The 16,217-nt window shown below is 68.3% G+C and carries 11 protein-coding genes and 1 tRNA gene; 6 read left to right on the top strand and 6 right to left on the bottom strand.

Annotated features, from left to right (window positions below; genetic code table 11):
* Positions 1–5 precede the first annotated feature (5 nt).
* The 4 genes from QLQ86_RS00460 to QLQ86_RS00445 form a co-directional block, all read right to left on the bottom strand.
* Positions 6–1,472, bottom strand: a complete 1,467-nt coding sequence (locus QLQ86_RS00460; protein WP_282815594.1) for an alanine/glycine:cation symporter family protein — start codon at positions 1,470–1,472, stop codon at positions 6–8.
* Between the two features lie 335 nt (positions 1,473–1,807).
* Positions 1,808–3,241 carry a sigma-54-dependent transcriptional regulator gene (locus QLQ86_RS00455; protein ID WP_282815593.1) on the bottom strand — a complete coding sequence of 478 codons (1,434 nt, stop codon included), beginning with the start codon at positions 3,239–3,241 and terminating at the stop codon, positions 1,808–1,810.
* Entirely contained in the window at positions 3,238–4,989 is a 1,752-nt protein-coding gene (locus QLQ86_RS00450) for a transporter substrate-binding domain-containing protein (RefSeq protein WP_282815592.1), read from the bottom strand. The genes QLQ86_RS00455 and QLQ86_RS00450 overlap by 4 nt, the downstream gene beginning before the upstream one ends.
* Positions 4,990–4,997: 8 nt before the next feature.
* Positions 4,998–5,861 carry a YicC/YloC family endoribonuclease gene (locus QLQ86_RS00445; protein ID WP_282733968.1) on the bottom strand — a complete coding sequence of 288 codons (864 nt, stop codon included), beginning with the start codon at positions 5,859–5,861 and terminating at the stop codon, positions 4,998–5,000.
* Between the two features lie 128 nt (positions 5,862–5,989).
* On the opposite strand from QLQ86_RS00445, the gene rph reads away from it, so the two are divergent.
* Entirely contained in the window at positions 5,990–6,727 is a 738-nt protein-coding gene (gene rph, locus QLQ86_RS00440; protein WP_282733969.1) for a ribonuclease PH, read from the top strand.
* Between the two features lie 117 nt (positions 6,728–6,844).
* Here rph and QLQ86_RS00435 read toward each other — a convergent pair whose 3' ends face one another.
* Complete coding sequence (locus QLQ86_RS00435) at positions 6,845–7,612, bottom strand: exodeoxyribonuclease III (protein WP_282815591.1); 768 nt, start codon at positions 7,610–7,612, stop codon at positions 6,845–6,847.
* A 139-nt stretch (positions 7,613–7,751) separates the two neighbouring features.
* Here QLQ86_RS00435 and pyrE point away from each other — a divergent pair, with 139 nt between their 5' ends.
* The 3 genes from pyrE to rep all read left to right on the top strand — a co-directional run bounded on the left by pyrE (position 7,752) and on the right by rep (position 11,090).
* Complete coding sequence (pyrE, locus tag QLQ86_RS00430; RefSeq protein WP_282734016.1) at positions 7,752–8,408, top strand: orotate phosphoribosyltransferase; 657 nt, start codon at positions 7,752–7,754, stop codon at positions 8,406–8,408.
* A gap of 94 nt (positions 8,409–8,502) precedes the next feature.
* The gene (trmL, locus tag QLQ86_RS00425) at positions 8,503–9,036 is read left to right on the top strand and encodes a tRNA (uridine(34)/cytosine(34)/5-carboxymethylaminomethyluridine(34)-2'-O)-methyltransferase TrmL (protein WP_282733971.1); all 534 of its coding nucleotides are present in this window, start codon (positions 8,503–8,505) and stop codon (positions 9,034–9,036) included.
* Positions 9,036–11,090: a DNA helicase Rep gene (gene rep / locus QLQ86_RS00420; protein WP_282733972.1), complete on the top strand. Its 2,055-nt coding sequence runs from the start codon at positions 9,036–9,038 to the stop codon at positions 11,088–11,090. The genes trmL and rep overlap by 1 nt, the downstream gene beginning before the upstream one ends.
* Before the next feature lie 108 nt (positions 11,091–11,198).
* Here the strand turns inward: rep and QLQ86_RS00415 are convergent, their stop codons facing one another.
* On the bottom strand, positions 11,199–12,062 hold the full coding sequence (locus QLQ86_RS00415) for a c-type cytochrome (protein WP_282733973.1): 864 nt from the start codon (positions 12,060–12,062) through the stop codon (positions 11,199–11,201).
* Positions 12,063–12,284: 222 nt separating this feature from the next.
* Between QLQ86_RS00415 and QLQ86_RS00410 the strand changes: the two genes are divergently transcribed.
* Positions 12,285–12,361 (top strand) — tRNA-Arg (locus QLQ86_RS00410).
* A 173-nt stretch (positions 12,362–12,534) separates the two neighbouring features.
* Entirely contained in the window at positions 12,535–16,212 is a 3,678-nt protein-coding gene (locus tag QLQ86_RS00405) for an ATP-binding protein (RefSeq protein ID WP_282815590.1), read from the top strand.
* Positions 16,213–16,217 lie beyond the last annotated feature (5 nt).

Here is a 16,217-nt window from a genome sequence, read left to right as displayed (position 1 = left end):
GTCGCTCACTGGGCGGCGGGGCGGGCGGAGGACGCGCGTCGTACCCGCTCGCGGTCCTCGGGTTCGATCGCCCAGGCGGCCGGATCCACGTTCAGGTCGGCGAATCGAGCAGCGTCGAAGATCGGCTGTTTCACCCCATCCTGGATCTGGCCGTCGAAGTCACGCATGAAGCGCAGCCCCGGCTTGAACAGCAGCATCAGGGCGACGAGGTTGGCCAGGGCCAGCAGGCCCATGGTGGTGTCGGCGAAGGCGAAGACGGTGCCCAGGTCGGTCATCGCGCCCCAGGTGCACAGGCCGATGATGGCGACACGGAAGGCGTTGAACAGGGGACGGTTGCGGTGACTGAAGAAGTCGAGGCTGTTCTCGCCCAGATAGTAGTTGTAGAGGATGGTGCTGAAGCCGAACAGCAGCAGGGCGATGCTCACGAAGCTGCGGCCCCACTCCCCCACATGGTCGGCCAGGGAGGCCTGGGTCAGGGCGATGCCGTCGATCCCGGCGCCGGCGGTCGGGTCATAGGCCCCGCCGAGCAGGATGATGAAGGCGGTGGCGGAGCAGATGATCATGGTGTCGATGAACACCGAGAACGCCTGAACGATGCCCTGGTTGACCGGGTGCGGTACATAGGCGACGGCGGCGACGTTCGGCGCGCTGCCCAGCCCCGCTTCGTTGGAGAACAGGCCGCGCTTGACCCCCATCAGGATGGCCGCGCCGATGCCCCCACCGATGGCCGGCCCGAGGCCGAAGGCGCTGTTGACGATCAGTCCGATGACGTCGGGCAGCCGGGTCAGGTTTAGCGCCAACACCACCAGGGCGATCAGCAGGTAGCCACCCGCCATCACCGGGACCAGCACCTCGGTGACCCGCGCGATCCGCTTGACGCCGCCGAAGATGATCAGGCCCACGAGCAGGGCCAGGGCGAGGCCGGTGACGTGGGCCGGGATGCCGAAGGCATCGTCGAAGGAGGTGGCCACGGCATAGGACTGCAGGGCGGTGAAGGCGAAGCCGAAGGTGGCCAGCAGCAGCACCGAGTAGAGCCCGGCCAGCCAGTTCCAGCGGCGGCCGAGCCCGCGGGCGATGTAGCGCGCCGGGCCGCCGCGAAAGGTGCCATCGGGCTCGGCGGTCTTGTAGGCCTGGGCCAGGGTGCACTCGAGGAAGCTGGTGGCCATGCCCATCAGGCCGACCACCCACATCCAGAAGACGGCTCCAGGGCCGCCGAGCGTGATGGCCACGGCGACGCCGGCGATGTTGCCACCGCCGACACGTCCGGCCACCGACAGCAGCAGCGCCTGGAAAGAACTCAGGTGGCCGTGCTTGTCGCGCTTGAACGCTTGGCTGGCACCGAGGATGCGGAACATGCGGCCGAAATAGCGGAACTGGACGCAGCGGGAGCGCAGCGTGAAGCCTATCCCGACGGCGATCAGCAAGGCGATCAGCACCTTGCCCCACAGCAGGTCGTTGATCAGATCCAGCATCCGGCACCTCCTGTCATCGCGGTGGTCGTCGTGCGGGATGCGGGTGCGGCCGTCGCGGCCGCCATCATTGTTGTTGGCATAGGTCGTCGAACCTCTTGCTCTTGGAGGGTGGTGGCTCCCGTCAGGGAGCCAGCCTATCCAGAGCAAGGCGTGTGCCAATCGGGAGGTTTCGTCATAGGTGGTTGAATAAAAAGGGACTACTGACGGCGCAGGCGGCGAGACGCGGTGCCAAAGGGGTATAACCCCGGGGCGGCACTAGTCGGCGTGGTGTATGTAAGTGCATGAAGTAGAATGGATTATTCGAGCTTATAACCTGGGTTATGGGCGCAAGGAGGTTATAGGGGTTCCGGCCCCGTCTCGCGCATCTTCTTCAGCCGCTTGCTCAGTGCCGGCTGGGAGATGCCGAGCAGCCGGGCGGCGATGGACTGATTGCCCTCGGCGCGACGCATGGCCTCGTGCACCAGCAGGTCGGTCACCTCATGCAGCGTCGGCAGGGGCGCGTCCGGGGCGAAGACCGCCTGCTCGGTCTGCCGCCCGTTCGTCGGCGGAGGAGACGCCTGGGACGGGTCGATGGCGCGCTTGAACACCTCCATGGATAGCGTCCTGGAACGGTGGACGCTCATGGCGTCGTAGGCCATGGCGCGCAGCTCGCGCACGTTGCCGGGGAAGTCGTAGTTGGCCAGCAGCACCGGCAGCTCGGGGGGATAGGTCGGCCGGGCCTTGCCGAACTCGTCGGCGGCCTCGGCGAGGAAGTGATCCAGCAGCAGCGGGATGTCCCCCTTGCGCCGACGCAGCGGCGGGATCTGGACCTGGTGGGTGCGCAGCCGGTAGTAGAGGTCCTTGCGGAAGGATCCCTCCCGCTGGCGCGCGTCGAGGTCATGGTGGGTGGCCACCACGATCCGCGCCTGCATCCGCTTGGGGCGGTCGCTGCCCAGGGGATAGTACTCCCCTTCCTGCAGCAACCGCAGCAGCTTGACCTGGGAGGCCAGGCTGAGATCGCCGATCTCGTCGAGGAAGAGGGTGCCCTCGGCGGCCTGTTCGACCATCCCGGCGCGGGGCTGGTCGGCCCCGGTGAAGGCGCCGCGCTGGTGGCCGAAGAGGGTGTCGGCGAAGACGTTGTCGTCCAGGCCCGCCACGTTGACGCAGACCAGCGGGCCCCGGCGGCCGCTCAACTCATGGGCTGCCCGGGCGATCAGCTCCTTGCCGACGCCGCTCTCGCCGCCGGTCAGCAGGGGCTGGCTGCTCGGGGCCACCGATTCGAGGTACTGGAAGACCGAGCGCATGCCCTTGTCGTCGGTGACGAAGCGGGCGAAGGCCTCCGGGTGCTCCAGGGTGTCGTGGAGGAAGCGTCGGCGCAGTTCCTGGTTCTCGTGGCGCAGCTCCTGCAGGCGGATGGCGCGCTTGATGCCCTCGATCAGCCGGTCCTGCTCGTCGGTCTTGACGAAGTAGTCGAAGGCGCCGAGCTTGATGCAGTTCACGGCCGTTTCCACCTGGTTCAGGCCGCTGATCACGATCACGCCGACATCCGGGTGCTCCTCGACGATGCGGCCGAGCAGCTCCTCTCCCGACAGGTGGGGCATGGTCAGGTCCAGGGTCACCAGGCCGATGTTCTCCCGGGCCAGGATGTCCATCACCTCGCGGCTGTCCTGGCAGCGATGGAGGTTGGTGATGCCCCCGCTGCGTTCCAGGGCGATGCTCAGGCTGCGCAGGAAGGAGGGCTCGTCATCGACCAGCAGGAGGCCGAAGGCGGGATAGAGATTCATGCTCATCGGTCGGCTTGCGTCCAGGGGGAGTCGGCGTCGCGTGTCGCGGCCAGGGGCAGCGTCAGGGTGACGGTCGTGCCCTCGCCGGGGCGGGAGTCGAAGTCGAGACGGCCCTGGTGCTCGCGGACGATGCCGGCGGAGACGGAGAGCCCCAGGCCGGTGCCGCCGCACTCGCGCCGGGTGGTGAAGAAGGGATCCGTCAGCCGGTGGATCGACTCGGGATCGATCCCCCGGCCCTCGTCACGGACCTCCAGGGCCACGGCCCCGTCGCCGGGAAGGTAACGGGTCGTCAGGTAGATGCCCTGGCCGCGGCCCTCCAGGGCCTGGCAGGCGTTCAGCACCAGGTTGATCACCACCTGCTCGATGCGCTGGGCGTTGCCCTGGATGTCGGGCAGGTCGTCGGCGTAGCGCGTCTCGAAGCGGTCGGTGGCCTTGCGGATCGAGTTGTCGACCAGGCGCACGGCCGTCTGCACCGCCGCGTTGAGGTCGAGGCATTCGCCGAGCTCGCTGCTGCCCTGCCGGGCGAAATCCTTGAGGTCGCCGACGATGCGCTTGATGCGCTGGCTGCCCTCCAGCATTTCGTCGAGCATGGCGGGGATCTCGTCGCGCATGCGCGAGTAGGGCAGGCCGCCGAGCGGGAAGTCCCCCTGCTGGCGGTAGTGCTCGTCGAGCACCGGTTGGGCGTCGGCGTAGGCGTCGCGCAGCACCGGCAGGTTGAGCAGCAGCAGGCTGCTGGGGTTGTTGATCTCGTGGGCGACCCCGGAGACCAGGATGCCCAGGGAGGTCATCTTGTCGGCCTGGATCAGCTGCTGCTGCTGGCGGCGCAGCTCCTCGGTGCGGCTCGCCACCTCGCGCTTGAGCATGCGGTTCCAGACCACGATGCCGCCCAGGATCAGCAACAGCAGCCCGGAGGCGATGGCCCCGACCAGGCCGATGCGCTTCCAGGGGATGCCATCCGCCTGCTCCATTGGGCCCAGCCACTCGTCGTAGATCGCCTGGTGGCGCCCGGTGTTCTTGAGAATGGCCAGGCCCTCGCTGAACTGGGCCAGCAGGTCGGCGTTGCCCTCGCGCACCGCATAGCCGTAGCGCAGCGAGAAGGGCCGGGCGACGGGCTCCAGGTTGATCAGCCCCAGTTCCCGGCTCAGATAGAGGGCCGGCAGGTTGGCCACCAGGGCGTAGTCGTGCCGGCCGGCGGCCAGCGCGCGCAGCGCGTCCCCATGGGTGTCGGTGGTGATCAGCTCGGCGCCCACCGACTGCTCGACCAGGTAGTCGTGCATGATGTCGCCGCGCTGGACGATGACCTCCTTGCCGCGCAGCGCCTCCAGGTCCTGCACCGGCGGCGTGCCGCGGCGGGCAAAGATCGACTGATGCACGATGGCATGGGGCGGGGCGAAATCGAAGGCGTCGTCGCGCTGCTCGGAGTAGGACATGCCCTGGAGGACGTCGATCACGCCGCTTTCCAGCCCGCGGCGCATCGCGCTCCAGTCGCCCAGTTCGATGCGCACCTCGATGCCCATCACCTCGGCGATGGCCCGGGTCAGCTCCACGTTGTAGCCGGCGGGGCGGCCGTCCTCGTCGAGGAACTCGTAGGGCGGGTGGTAGCGGTCCCCGCCGACCACGATGGTTTCGTCGCCGTTCTGGGCCAGGCCGCTGGCCGGCAGGGCGGCGAAACCGGCGACCAGCCACACGACGATCCGCCGCACGGTGGTGGCGAAGCGGTGCGAGAAGAGAGGGGTGATCGGCGTCGCGGTCATCCGCGGCCTTACTCGATGTTCTGGATCTGCTCGCGCATCTGCTCGATCAGCACCTTGAGCTCCACGGCACAGCGGGTGGTGGCGGCCACCACCGACTTGGACGACAGGGTGTTGGCCTCGCGGTTGAGCTCCTGCATCAGGAAGTCCAGGCGACGCCCCACCGGGCCTGGCTGGCCGAGCTGGCGCTCCACCTCGGCGACATGGGTGGCTAGGCGGTCGAGCTCCTCATCGACGTCGGCCTTCTGGGCGAGCAGGACCAATTCGGCCTCGAGCCGCTGGGGGTCCAGTTCGGCGCGGATCGCTTCCAGCCGCTCCAGTAGCTGGGCCCGCTGGCGTTCGAGGATCTGCGGCATCAGCCGACGCACCTCGGCCACCTGGGCGTTCACCGCGTTGAGCCGCTCCCGGATCAACGCGGCGAGCTTCTCGCCCTCCCGGGCGCGGCCGGCGACCAGGTCGTCCAGGGCGGCCTGGAACAGCGCCAGCGCCTCCTGCTTGACGGCCTCCATGTCGGGGCCGCGGCTGTCCAGCACGCCGGGGTGGCCGAGCAGGCTCAGGGCATCGGGCATGGCGGTCCCGGGGACGCTTTCGCGGACCTCCTCCAGGGCCGTGGCCAGCGCCGCCAGGCGCCGGCGGTCGACGGCCGGTGCGGCCTCGTCGCCGGCGGGCTCGAAGCGCAGGGTGCACTCGACCTTGCCCCGGGCCAGGCGCGCGCGCAGCGCCTCGCGGAACATCGGCTCCAGGTCGCGCAGCGCTTCCGGCAGGCGGAAGTGGGGTTCGAGGTAGCGCTGGTTCACCGAGCGCAGCTCGAGCTGCAGGGTGCCGGCCGCGGTATCGCGATCCTGGCGTGAAAAGGCGGTCATGCTGTGGACCATGGTGCCTCCCGGTGCGCCGTGATCTTTCTGGGTCGGGCAGTGTAACCGATTCCCCGGCGATAGCGTGTAGAATGGCCGCCATTCCACAGCGTGACGTCCCGTCACCCTTCCGGTTTAAGAGAGGTGCCATGTCTTCGGAGATCCGGCGTCCCAGCGGACGCGCCCCCGACCAGTCCCGCGAGATCCGTCTCACCCGCGACTATACCCGCCACGCCGAGGGCTCGGTGCTGGTGGAGTTCGGCGACACCAAGGTCCTGTGCAACGCCAGCGTCGAGGTCGGCGTACCGCGCTGGCTGCGTGGCAAGAAGCAGGGCTGGGTGACCGCTGAGTATGGCATGCTGCCCCGGGCCACCCACACCCGCGGCAGCCGCGAGGCGACCCGTGGCAAGCAGGGCGGCCGCACCCTGGAGATCCAGCGGCTGATCGGCCGCTCGCTGCGGGCGGCGGTGAACCTCAAGAAGCTCGGCGAGTTCACCATCACCGTGGACTGCGACGTCATCCAGGCCGATGGTGGCACCCGCACCGCCTCCATCACCGGTGGCTGCGTGGCGCTGATCGACGCCATCCGCCACCTGCAGCGCGAGAAGCTGATCAAGGGCGACCCCTTCCACCAGCTGGTGAGCTCGGTCTCGGTGGGGCTGTTCAAGGGGCTGCCGGTGGTCGACCTGGACTACCCCGAGGACTCCAGCGCCGATACCGATATGAACGTGGTGATGGCCGAGGGCGGCGGGCTGATCGAGGTGCAGGGGACCGCCGAGGCCGGCACCTTCAGTCGTGCCCAGCTCGACGCCATGCTCGACCTGGCCGAGAAGGCCGGCAACGAGCTGTTCGAGCACCAGCGCGCGGCCCTGGGCATCCGCGGCTGAATCGGCTTGCCGGCCGAGGCGCTGTCGACCCCTCGCCTCGTGCAAACGCATCGCGCCGGCCCTCGGGCCGGCGCGATGCGTTCCGGGCGGGCCGGAACGGCGACGAAGGGAGTGGGCTCAGAGCGTCAGGTCGTACTCGACGATCAGCGGGGCGAACTCCGAGAAGGTGGCCTCGTAGTCGATCCAGGCATCCACCACATGGCGACGGAACTCAGGGCCTACCACCTGGTAGTCGATGCGCCAGCCCTCCTGGCGGGAGCGCGGCACCTCCTGGTCGAGCTTCGGCCACCAGGTGTACTCGCCGGCGTCGCGGTTGATCTCGCGGAAGGTGTCGATGAAGCCGGTGGGGCCGAACACCTGGTCCATCCAGGCACGCTCCTCGGGCTTGAAGCCGGGCGTGGTCTGGTTGTCGGCCCAGTTCTCCAGGTCGATGGTCTTGTGGGCGATGTGCCAGGTGCCGCAGATGATGTACTCGCGCCGCTTGCGGGCCATCTTCGACAGGTACTCCTGGTACTGGGCCATGAAGGCCTGCTTGGCGGCATAGTCGCTGCCGTCGGGCATCAGGAAGCTGGCGATGCTGAAGCGGTCGTAGTCGGCCTGCAGGAAGCGCGCCTCATGATCGCATTGGGGAAATCCCAGCCCGTACATGATCGCCTTGGGGATCTTGCGGCAGTAGAGGCCGACCCCCGAGAAGCCGTCCTGTTCGGCATCGAGGAAGTAGCCCTCGTAGCCTTCCGGATAGAGGATGCTGTCGTCCAGCTCGAAGCTCTTGGCCTTGAGGTTCTGCACGCAGACGACATCGGCGTCCTGGTCGGCGAGCCAGTCGAGGAAGCCTCGACCGACGGCCTCGCGGATGCCGTTGACATTGATGGTGGCGATTTTCATACATGGTCCCTTTTGCGTCGCGCGTGTATGATACCCGACGTTTCGACGTTTGGGTAAATGGCCCCGGTCGATCGACGTGATAGCAGGTCCTTGACCGTGTAGAGGAGGCCCCGTGGCGGACCAGCCCAGCGCGCAGCGCATGCAAGACTATCAGCGGGAGTTCATCGAGTTCGCCATCGAGCAGGGCGTGTTGAGCTTCGGCGAATTCACCCTGAAGTCCGGTCGGGTCAGCCCCTACTTCTTCAACGCCGGCCTGTTCCGTACCGGTGGCGCCCTGGCGCGTCTCGGGCGCTTCTATGCCCGGGCCATCCAGGCCAGCGGCCTCGAGGTCGATGTGCTGTTCGGCCCGGCCTACAAGGGCATCCCGCTGGCGGCCACCACTGCCGTGGCGCTGGCCGACCATCATGACCGTGACCTGCCCTATGCCTTCAACCGCAAGGAGGCCAAGGATCACGGCGAGGGGGGCAACATCGTCGGTGCCGCGCTCGAGGGGCGGGTCCTGATCATCGACGACGTGATCACCGCCGGCACCGCCATCCGCGAGGTGATGGGGCTGATCGAGGGCGCCGGCGCGCGGGCGGCCGGCGTGCTGATCGCCCTGGATCGCCAGGAGCGCGGCCAGGGCGAGACCAGTGCCATCCAGGAGGTCGAGGCCGCCTACGACATGCCGGTGGTCAGCATCGTCACCCTGGACCTGGTGCTCGAGTACCTCGAAGCGCATGCCGGCGAGGCGATGCAGCCCCATGCCGAGGCGATCCGTGCCTATCGCGCTCGCTATGGCGTGGGAGGCGACTGAGCGTCACGCGGCGTGCTGCCGGTGCTTGCCGACGTCCCTCGGGCCCCGCACGGGGCCCGAGGGCGTTGTGAGCCCTTCATATCAGGAGTCGTTGATGCTCGATGTGGTGCTCTACCAGCCCGAGATTCCCCCCAATACCGGCAACCTGATCCGCCTCTGCGCGAACACCGGGTTCCGCCTGCACCTGATCGAGCCGCTGGGCTTCGTGCTGGACGACAAGCGCCTGCGCCGTGCGGGGCTCGACTACCACGAGTGGGCGCGGGTCCGGGTCCATGCCGACTGGTCGGCCTTCCTGGCGGCCGTGACCCCCGAGCGGGTCTTCGCCGTCTCGACCCGCGGGCGCACCGGCTATCATGAGCCCGCCTATCGCGAGGGGGATGCCCTGGTGTTCGGCCCCGAGACCCGTGGCCTGCCCCAGGCGCTGCTCGATGCCCTGCCCGAATCCCGGCGCCTGCGTATTCCCATGCTGGCGGAGAGCCGCAGCCTGAACCTCTCCAATGCGTGTGCGGTGGTTGTCTTCGAGGCCTGGCGCCAGCTGGGATTCGTGGGGTCCGGCCTTCCGGGATCCGGCCTCCCGGGGGCCGGCTTGCCGGCGCGCGACGCCCCCGCGCCTGCGAGGATCCGCTGATGTCACCGACCATCGCCAGCCGGCTCGCCGGCCTCAATCCCCGCCAGCAGGAGGCCGTGCGCTATATCGACGGCCCCTGCCTGGTGCTGGCCGGGGCGGGCTCCGGCAAGACCAGCGTCATCACCACCAAGATCGCCTACCTGGTGCAGGAGTGCGGCATGAGTGCCCGGCGCATCGCCGCGGTGACCTTCACCAACAAGGCCGCCCGGGAGATGAAGGAGCGGGTGGGGAGCATGCTCAAGGGCAAGGAGGGGCACGGGCTGACCGTCTCCACCTTCCACACCCTGGGGCTCAACATCATCCGCAGCGAGCTCAAGGCGCTGGGCTACCGGCCGGGCTTCTCGCTGTTCGACCCGGAGGATGCCAAGGCGCTGCTGCGCGACCTGATGAACAAGGACGCCCAGGTCGACGCCGACCAGATCAACGCCGTGCAGCACCAGATCTCCCAGTGGAAGAATGACCTGGTGCTGCCCGGCCAGGCACTCTCGCACGCCGCGGACGACGACGAGCAGTACGCCGCTCGGGTCTATGAGGCCTATGTGCGCCACCTCAAGGCCTACAACGCCGTGGACTTCGACGACCTGATCCTGCTGCCGGTGGTGCTGCTGCGCGACGATCCCGAGGCGCTGGCGCGTTGGCGGCGCAAGATCCACTACATGCTGGTGGACGAGTACCAGGACACCAACATCAGCCAGTACCTGCTGGTGCGGCTGCTGATGGGCGAGCGCTCGACCTTCACCGTGGTGGGCGACGACGACCAGTCGATCTACGCCTGGCGCGGGGCGCGCCCCGAGAACCTGGTGACCCTGGGCGAGGACTTCCCGCGCCTCAAGGTGATCAAGCTGGAGCAGAACTACCGCTCCACCGGCACCATCCTGCGCGCCGCCAATACGCTGATTGCCAACAACCCCCACGTCTATGACAAGACCCTGTGGTCGGAGATGGGCGAGGGCGCGGCGATCCGCGTGGTGGTCAACCGCCACGAGGAGGCCGAAGCCGAGCGCGTGGCCAGCGAGATCCTCACCCGGCGCATCAAGGAGTCCGCCGAGTGGCGCGACTTCGCGGTGCTCTATCGCGGCAACTTCCAGGCCCGGCTGCTGGAGCTCAAGCTGCAGCACTACCAGATCCCCTACAAGCTCTCCGGTGGCACCTCCTTCTTCTCGCGCAACGAGATCAAGGACGCCATGGCCTACCTGCGGCTGCTGATCAACCCCGCCGACGACAACGCCTTCCTGCGCATCGTCAACGTGCCGCGCCGCGAGATCGGCCCCAGCACCCTGGAGAAGCTGGCCAACTATGCGACCGAGCGCAATATCTCGCTGTTCGCCGCCTGCCACGAGCTGGGCCTGGAGCAGCTGCTGCCGGTCAGAGCCGTCGAGCGGCTGTCGCGCTTTACCCACTTCATCGACGGCGTCCGGCGGCGCATGGACCAGGGCGACGCCATCGACGCCATCCGCGGCATGCTGCACGAGATGGACTACGAGGCCTGGCTCTACCAGAACGCCAGCGCCCCGACCATCGCCGAGCGGCGCATGGCCAACGTCTGGGTGCTGGTCGACCAGCTCGAGAAATCCATGAACCGTGACCCCGAGGACACGGCCAGTACGGAGACCGAGACCGATGACGTGGAGGCGGCCATCTCCCGGCTGGTGCTGCGCGACATCCTCGAGCAGCAGGCCGAGGAGGACGACTCCGACCGCGTCCAGCTGCTGACCATGCACGCCTCCAAGGGCCTGGAGTTCCCCCATGTCTACCTGATGGGCCTGGAGGAAGAGCTCCTTCCCCATCGCAACGCCATCGAGGTAGGCACCGTGGAGGAGGAGCGTCGCCTGGCCTATGTGGGCATCACCCGGGCCCGACGCACCCTGACCCTGACCTTGGCGCGTCAGCGCAAGACCTACGGCGAGCTGATGGACTGCACGCCCAGCCGCTTCCTCGACGAACTGCCGGAGGGCGACCTCGAGTGGGAGGGCCGTGCCGACCGGGAAGACCCGGAGAAGAAGCAGGCACGCGGGCAGGACGCCATCGCCGGGCTGCGTTCTCTGTTGGGCTGAGGGAGTGCTGCGTGATGGCGGTAGCACCGATCAAGAAATGAGCGACCAACGCAAGCGGGGCACCCGAAGGCGCCCCGCTTCTTGTCACATGGTGGTGTGATCGTGAGCTTACTCGGACTCTTCCACCATGTAGTCGACGATGGCCTGGATCTCCTCGTCGGAGGCACTGCTGCCTCCCTTGGGCGGCATGGCTCCCTTGCCATTAATGGCGCTCTCATAGAGGGTGTCCATGCCCTGCTCGATGCGCGGCGCCCAGGCGTCGGCATCGCCCAGCACGGGGGCGCCGGCGGCACCGGAGTCATGGCAGGCGGCGCAGCCGGAGCTGCCATAGAGGGCTTCACCGTCGAAGTCGCTGCCGGACGCGGCCTCGTCATCGGAACTCGCCTCGTCATCGGAAGCGCTTTCTTGCTCGTCGGAGGCGGCGTCTTCCTCTTCACCGGAGGCGGCGCCGTCTTCCTCGGAGGCGGCCTCATCGTCTGAGCTGGCTGCCTCGTCATCGGAGGCGGCGTCACCGCCCAGGTCCGGCACGTCCATCACCGGATCCAGCATGTGGGCCATGGCCGCCTCGACCTCCTCGTCGGAGAGGCTGGAGTTGCCGCCCCTGGCCGGCATGGCGCCGATGCCGTTGATGGCGTTGGCGAGCAGCTCGTCCCAGCCCTTGTCGACACGATCGGCCCAGGCGTCCTCATCCTCGTACATCGGAGCGCCGGCGGCACCGCTGTCGTGACAGGCGGCGCACACGCTGCCGTAGATGGACTCGCCATCGGCACCGTCGGAGGAGCCGCCGTCGTCGCCGCCATCACTGTCGGAGGCGGCGGCGGTGCCGCAGTCCTCGCCCTGCAGGCAGAGCTCCCCGACCGGCTTCAGGCGTTCCGCGACGGCCTCGCGCTCGGCGTCGTCCTGTGCCACGGCGATACCTGTGGTCAGGCCCAGGGTGGCCAGACACCCCATGATCAGCTTGCTGGATTTCACTCTCACCACCTCTCGACGGTCCTGTCATCGGAATCACGCTCGGCATCACGTCAGCCGGTGGACGCCATGGCGCGCATAAGTGTCCGCCAGTATACCGGCATCACCAACGCCTGGAAAATGTCCCGGCTCATACCATGGCCGGGGGCGAGCGGGATGGCCGCTGGACAGCGGCAGGGCTGGCGGGTACGATGTCGACCGCCTGGCACCCACCGCCAGGCACGTGCGCCCGTAGCTCAGTTGGATAGAGTATCGGCCTCCGAAGCCGAGGGTCGCAGGTTCGAATCCTGCCGGGCGCGCCACGAATTCAAGGGCCTGCGACACTGTCGCAGGCCCTTTTTCGTGCGTCTCTCCATTTGGCGCCCTGTCCGGAAACCGCTACCTTCATGGCCGCTTTTGAACCCACCGCTTGGCTCGGGCACCATCCTGATGTCGCCTACGGGCAGCATGGATCGCCAACGACCAAGGACGCGACATGGCTCACCTGCAACGCATCGTGATGATCCACGGCCACCTCGAGGGGGTGGTGGAACTCAGTGTGGACGGCCACACCAACATCTGTGGCACCAACGCCTCGGGCAAGACGACCCTGCAGCGTCTGGTGCCGGTCTTCTACGGCGAGCAGCCCAACAAGGTGGTGCCGAAGACCCGGCTCAAGTTCGATGCCTTCTATCTTCCGCACCGCAATAGCTATCTCGTCTACGAGTACAGTCGTGAGGAGGGCGATGTCTGTCAGGCGGTGCTGACACGCAAGAGCGATGGTGGCGTCGAGTATCGCTTCGTCGGGGCCCCCTATCGCCCCGAGGACTACCTGGTGGAGAGCGAGGGCGGCGTCACCGCCCTGGACTACGCCCAGTGGGCCAACGGCCTGCGCCGACAGGGCGTCTCGGTCTCGCCCAAGCTGGGCGCCACCTCGGAATACCGCTCGGTGATCCAGAATGACTTCACCCAGACCGGGTTCCAGCCCAGGGGCAACAGCAAGGAGGGGCTGCGTCTGCGCCAGGTGGCCGCCCGCTTCAGCCTGGTGCGCCCGGGGCAGCGCATCCGGCATATGGAGAAGCTGGTGTCCGCGGTACACGCCAAGGAGGGCAAGATGGACACCCTCAAGACCATGCTGGCGGCGATCTTCGAGGAGGACGGTGTCGAGCTGCCGGTGACCCGCATCCGCAACACCAAGGCACGGGAGTGGATCGACCGCATGCGTCAGTCGATGCGCCTGGCGCCCCTTCAGCGCTCGCTTTCTGCCCTGGAGAGCCTCGATCGAGAGATCGCCGATGTCGAGACCTCGCTGTGGCAGCTTCGGCCCCAGCTCGAGGCCGACCGCCATCGCGCCGAACGCGAGAGCGCAGATCTCGAGGCGCAGATCCAGCGCCAGCAGCGTGCCTTCCAGGCACGGGAGGAAGCCTACCAGGAGGCCCGCGATGCGCTGAATGATCGCTTGAGTTCGCTCGACAGCGAGCTGAGCAAGGCGCGAGCCGACCTCGATGACCTGCAGCGCCAGTTCGAGGCCTTCGAGGAGGCCGACATGCCGGGCCTCGAACAGGACCTCAAGGCGCTGCCCCAGTGGCGCGACCAGCAACAACAGCTGCGCGACCACCTGGAACTGATGCAGCAGGCAGTGAAGGAGAGCAAGGCCAGGCTGGAGGCGCGTCTGGTGGAGCTGGGCGACCTCCTCGAGCAGCGCCGCGACGAGCTCCAGGCACTGATCGATGCATTGGGCGAGGAGAAGGAGGTCTGTCGCGACCAGCAGAGCGATGCCGAGAGCCGCCTGGACGCCGACTACCAGGCCCGCCGCCAGGCCCTGGAGGAGGACTTCCGCACCCGCCTGGATCAGGTCACCGCGCGGCTCTCCGAGCTCAAGGCGCAGCTTTCCCATGGCGCCCAGACCCCGGAGGAGGCCCGCGAGGCGGAGCAGGCTCAGGCCCGGGTCGACCAGGCCCAGAGCGAACAGAGTGCGGCTGCCGCCGCCATGGAGAGCGTGCGAGCCGAGCTCGATGAGCGCAAGCAGGAACGCGAGGCCGCCGAGCGCGCGCTGGAACGAGTCCGAGCGCAGCGCTCCCGCGCCGAGGCACACCGCGATGCCCTGCTGGTTCAGCGCGACCCCGCCCAGGGCAGCCTGCGCCACTTCCTGCGCCACCACCGCCCGGGCTGGGAGCAGGGCCTGGGCAAGGTGATCGCGCCCGAGCTCCTCGAGCGTCGCGACCTGGCGCCCCAGCTTAACGAGGACGCCAGCGACGACCTCTTTGGGCTGGCGCTGGACCTGGCCGCCATCGCGCTGCCCGAGCACGCCCAGGACGAGGCCAGCCTGCTGGCCGAGATCGAGGCCGCCGAGGCGGCACTGGGTGAGGCACAGGAAGCCGAGAAGGGCGCCGAGAAGGCGCTCCGCGCCTGCCACCAACGGGTCCAGGAGACCGATGCGCGCCTCGACCGTGCCCGGGGCGCTCGTCGCCGCGCCGCCGAGGAGGTCGATTATGCTCTGCAGGCGCGCAGCCAGTGCCAGCAGCGCCACGCCGCCGCGCAGCAGGCCCGCCAGGTCGCCTGTCGCGAGGCGCTCGAGGAGCAGGAGGCCGTGCAGCAGGCGCTTCGCGACGAGCAGCGTCGGGCCCTGGAGGCCCTGGCCGACGGCCACCGTGCCCAGCGCCTGGAGCTGACCGCCGACTTCCAGGGGCGGCTGGCCGGCTTCGATCAGCAGGTCGCCCAGCACCGCCGCCAGCTGGACGACCACCGAGAGGAGACCCGCCGCCAGCGTGACGAGCTGCAGGCCGCCTTCGACCGCGAGCTGACCGAGCAGGGCGTCGACCCGATCACCGTGCGCGAGACCCGCTCACGCCTGGAGGCCCTGGCCATACGCATTCGCCAGACCACCGAGCGCGAGGATGAACTGAGGGAATATCGTCACTTCATGCGCGTGGCGTGGGGGGAGCGCAAGCCGCGCCTGGTGGAAAGGGAGGCCGAGCTCTCCCGCGAGCGCCAGCAGGCCGAGCGCGAACGCGAAAAGCACCGGGCCGACTTCCGCACCGCCCGCAGCGAGCACCAGGCGGCGGTGAGGGCGCTGAAGGCCCGCCGCGACGCGGCCAGGGCGCTGGTCGAGACCCTCGCCCCGCTGCTCGACAAGCTCGAGGCGCTGAGTCTCGATCCCGCCCCGGAACCCATCGGCGAGGCCCCGGGGGATGCCGCTGAACGCATCGAGCGCGTTCGCCAGGGGCTTGCCGACCATGCCCGGCGGCTGGACGAGCTGCGTCGCGGCTGCGAGAAGATCGAGTCCGAGCTGATCAAGGGCGCCAGCGCCGACTTCCAGGACATGCTCGAGGCCGAGCGCGCCAAGCTCGAGGGCGAGAGCCCGCGCCGGCTGCTGCCGGTGATCGCCGGCATGCTCCAGCTGCTCGAGGGGCAACAGCAGCAGCTGCTGCAGGAGGGACGCAACCTCTCCGACGACCTGGACAAGTTCTTCACCGTGTTCCGCGACCTCAACCGGCGCATCAATGCCCAGAGCCGGCGGCTCTCCGACGAGGTGGCCGACGATCTCAGGCTCGAGGGCATCGGTCGCGCCGAGGTCAGGATCCAGTCGACCATCGACGAGCTCGGGTTCTGGGAGCCGCTCAAGCGCTTCGCCCAGTGCTACCATGAATGGCGCGACTCGGGACAGCCGCTGCCCGGCGACGACTACCTCGATGCCCTGGCCGAGGTGGTGGAGCTGTTGCGCAGTGATCAGCAGTACAGCTTCGAGAGCCTGCTGCGCCTGGAGCTGCACCTCAACGAGGGCGGCACGGACCTGGTCATCAGGAACGACCGCCAGCTGCTGGAGTCCTCCAGCCACGGCATGGCCTACCTGATCCTGTGCAAGTTCCTGCTCGCCTTCACCCGGCTGCTGCGCGGCGAGGCCCGGGTGGCCATCCACTGGCCCATCGACGAGATCGGCACCCTGGCCTATCACAACGTCGAGAAGCTGTTCGACGCCTGCGACAACAACCGCATCCATATCGTCGGCGCCTTTCCCAACCCGGAGTCGGATGTGCTGCTGCTGTTCCACAACCGTTACCTGATTGACCGCGATGCGGCGGCTCCCGGCAAGCGACGCCTCAAGCGCATCGAACCGCGCCTGAGCCGCCTGGCCCAGCGCCTGCAGGCCCGCGCCGAGGAGGCCGCCCCATGACCGAG

This window comes from Halomonas rhizosphaerae (assembly GCF_030012485.1).
Taxonomy (GTDB): domain Bacteria; phylum Pseudomonadota; class Gammaproteobacteria; order Pseudomonadales; family Halomonadaceae; genus Halomonas; species Halomonas rhizosphaerae.
Note: the sequence above shows the minus strand (reverse complement) of the source record. Positions and strands in the feature narration are given on the sequence as shown.